Source organism: Allosphingosinicella sp. (assembly GCF_036403745.1).
Lineage (GTDB): Bacteria > Pseudomonadota > Alphaproteobacteria > Sphingomonadales > Sphingomonadaceae > Allosphingosinicella.
Genome location: NZ_DASWQI010000046.1, coordinates 1 through 3379 on the forward strand (window position 1 = coordinate 1; position 3379 = coordinate 3379).

Annotated in this window: 3 protein-coding genes; 1 reads left to right on the forward strand and 2 read right to left on the reverse strand. The window is 64.2% G+C overall.

Going from position 1 to position 3379, the window contains the following annotated elements; translation table 11 throughout:
• Positions 1-1004, reverse strand: a 1004-nt coding sequence (locus VGC56_RS08705; protein ID WP_464124503.1) for an asparagine synthase-related protein, incomplete at its 3' end; no start/stop codon positions are given.
• Between the two features lie 290 nt (positions 1005-1294).
• Between VGC56_RS08705 and VGC56_RS08710 the strand changes: the two genes are divergently transcribed.
• Positions 1295-2611 (forward strand): ISNCY family transposase, encoded by a 1317-nt coding sequence (locus tag VGC56_RS08710; protein ID WP_464124504.1) that lies wholly within the window; start codon positions 1295-1297, stop codon positions 2609-2611.
• A gap of 356 nt (positions 2612-2967) precedes the next feature.
• On the opposite strand, the gene VGC56_RS08715 is transcribed toward VGC56_RS08710, so the two are convergent.
• Positions 2968-3379: hypothetical protein (locus tag VGC56_RS08715; protein WP_464124505.1), on the reverse strand; the 412-nt coding region annotated here is incomplete at its 5' end.

Genomic DNA, 3379 nt, shown 5'->3' on the forward strand with positions numbered 1-3379 from the left:
TTCTCGCCGCCGACCTTGACGTGTTCGGCAACGCCGATATGGGCCGCGGCCTCACAGGCGAGCGGCCACTCGTCGACCAGGTGTTGGCCGGCGGCTTCATGGCCATGTGGCTGGCCGTCGCGCGGCGCCGACGTGAAGGCAACAAGCTGCCGACCCTGCAGGCGCAGCTCGCGGGCCGCCAGTGCAGTCACGGAACTCGAGTCCAGGCCGGCGCTGAGCGTTGAACCGAGCGGCCGCTGGGACCGCAGCCGACAGCGCACGGCCTCGTCATAAAGCGCGACAAACTGCTCCAGGTAGGCATCGTCGGAGCCTAGCCGGATCTCTGGGGCATCTTGCAGACGCCAATATTCCCGTACGGTGACGCCGGAGGCCGATATGCTGACGCAGTGGCCCGGCGGGAGGCGCCAAACGTCTTCCCATAGGGTCGCTGTTCCATCTCCCGGCCAGCCGAAGAAGATTTCCGCGACATGCAGCTCGTTTAGCCGGCGCGGAACCCCGGGGGACGCAAGCAGGGCGGCATGACTGGACGCGAAGGCCACGAGGCGCGGCGACGCGTAGTAGTACAGCGCGGTGACGCCGTACTGATCGCGCGCTATGAATAGGCTTTGCCGCTCACAGTCCCAGGCGGCGAAGGCCCAGTCGCCGAGGAGGCGACTAGGAGTCTGCTCGCCCCAGCGCTCATAAGCGCGCAGGATCAAGGCCCCGTCAGGCATCGTGGCGCGTTCGGCTTGCGGAACTCGGAGTGCGCCGAACAGATCGGCGCGATTGTCGAGGCGCGCGGCCGCCACCAGCACTATGTTCCCCTGCCGGCTCGTCAGCGGCATTGTCTCGAACAGGGACTCAGGTGTGGTGTGCAGGAGCCGCTGCCCGAGGGCGCACGGCCCCTCTAGCCAGCTGCCTTTGCCGTCCGGTCCCCAGTCGGCGCTTGCCCGATCCATCGCGGCCAACGTCTCGGCAGAAGCAGGCTTGCCGTCGCGCTGGGCGAATCCGAAGATTGCGCTCACGGATCGGCCCGGCCTTGGCGCGTGCGACGCCCATGCGCGACGGCAGCCGGGAACACAGGATACGGCATCGAGATTTGAGCGGGCCTTGATCCCATGCTGCTTTTTTCTGCTGTTGGAACTGAGCGTCAAGGATAGGATGGCGAGCGCGCTCTGACAACCGCGCGCTGGTCCGCCTGTCAGTAGCTCGTGATCTGTCGTGTGTTTGTAGCTCGTGAAGTGTCGTGTTTTTGGTTGCCCTGAACAAAGGGGGCACGATGGGCACGGCATCCATTCACGAGGGAGTACGACGGATGCGGTTTTCGAGTTTGCTGGACCGGACCGAGGCGAGGGAGCTGACGCAAGCGGAGGCATCCGAGATTCTCGGGATCAACGTGCGGACGTTTCAACGCTGGGCGGAACGCTTCGAGGCGGAGGGGGATGACGGGCTGGTCGACCGGCGCATGGGTCGTCGATCGCCGAAGCGGGCGTCGGAGGAAGAACTGGAGCGGATGCTGGGACTGTTCCGGGACAAGTACCCGGACTTCACGGTGAAGCACTTCCACGAGCAGCTGCAAAAGCGGCACGGCTATGTGCTGGGCTATACGGTGACGAAGCTCACCTTGCACGCGGCAGGGCTGGTGCGGAAGGCGCCGAAGCGTTCGGCGCACCGCAAGAAGCGTCCACGCCGGCCGCTTCGGGGCATGCTGCTGCACCAGGACGGGTCGCGCCACGTCTGGATCGAAGGTTTGTCCGCGATGGACCTGATCGTCACGATGGACGATGCGACCAGCGAGGTCTACTCGATGCTGCTGGTGGAGGAAGAAGGAACCGCCTCGACGTTCCAGGCTTTGCGCGAGGTGATTGGCGAGCGTGGGCTGTTCTGCGCCCTCTACACCGATCGCGGCAGCCATTACTTCTACACCCCGAAGGCTGGCGAGAAGGCCTCGAAGACACAACAAACCCAAGTGGGACGGGCTTTATCGCATCTTGGGATCGAGCATATCGCGGCCTATTCGCCGGAGGCGCGCGGGCGCTCCGAGCGGATGTTCGGCACGCTGCAGGGCCGGCTGCCGAAGGATCTGCGGCTCGCCGGAATCAGCACGGTGGAAGCCGCCAATGCGTGGCTGAAGACGCACTACATGGCCGAGCACAACGCGGCGTTTGCGATCAAGGCCGAGCAGCAAGGCACCGCATTCGTTGCCGACCGGCACCAGGCCTGGCGCGAGGCGCTGTGCGTGATCGAGGAGCGAACCGTCGCCAACGACAACACGATTGCATGGAGCGGCCGGCGGCTGCAGCTGCCCGAGAGCCGGCTCAGGCCCCACTTCGTCAAGGCTCTGGTGCGGGTTCACCAGTATCCCGATGGCACCGCCAGCGTGTTCCTTGGCCCGCACCGATTGGCGACGTTTGCCGCCGACGGAGAACAGATCAGCCCCGACGCGCCTGAGCCTGGCAGCGTGCTCGGAGCCGTCAAGGACAAGCCCTCCCGGGCGCGCAAGTGCGCGTCCTTGACCGCTCCTGCGCGCGCCGCCCTCAAGACCGCGCGGGTCGGGACGGAGAAACGGGCTTCAAGTCGAACAAAGAAACCGAACAGGAGAGCTAACCCGCCAGCATTATCCGTGGCATGACCAATCGGCGGAACCGTCCACGCCTTCCGGCTCCTCCGCTACTACAACGAAGGCGACAGATCACGAGCTACAAAAATACGACATCTTCACCCGCTACGGACAGACCGACAATACGGTGGAGAGCGCCGAGGTCGATAGGCTGGACGAAAGTCGCCGGGAGAAACAGGCCGTCCACCTAATCGCGGGAAGGTTGCCGGCCGGCGACGTGCTGATGATCGGACGAGACGTCGATGAAGTCGAGGAGATCGCACGTGTCGTGGGTCGGGCGCTCGCGCTCGGTCTGCTTCCTGCCGTGCTTCTTTGCCTCGCGGTCGGCGTGGCGCTAAGCGCTCGTGCTCGCAGGCGTATCGTTGAGGTCAACGAACGGGTAAAGTGTATCGTTGCCGGAAATCGACGTGAACGACTCCCGCCCGAAACGCCGGCGATCCCTTCTCCAAACTTGCGATGATGGTCAATGGCATGCTCGATGAGATGGAAACTCTCGTCCAATCTCTTGCGGGCGTCGGCAATAACATCGCGCATGACCTGCGCACGCCGCTCACCCGGGCGCGGCTAATGTTGAGCGCGGCCGCACCAGCGCCAAGACGTTCGAGCAACTGCAGATGGTTGCAGACAAGACGATAGAGGCACTCGATCAGTCTCTTTCGATCATCACCGCTATTTTGCGGCTTGCGGAAATCGAGCAAAGCCAGCGATTGGCAGGTTTTGGCAAAGTCGCGCTCGCGGATCTCATCCGCGAAGTGGCGGACATGTACCAGCCGATAGCGG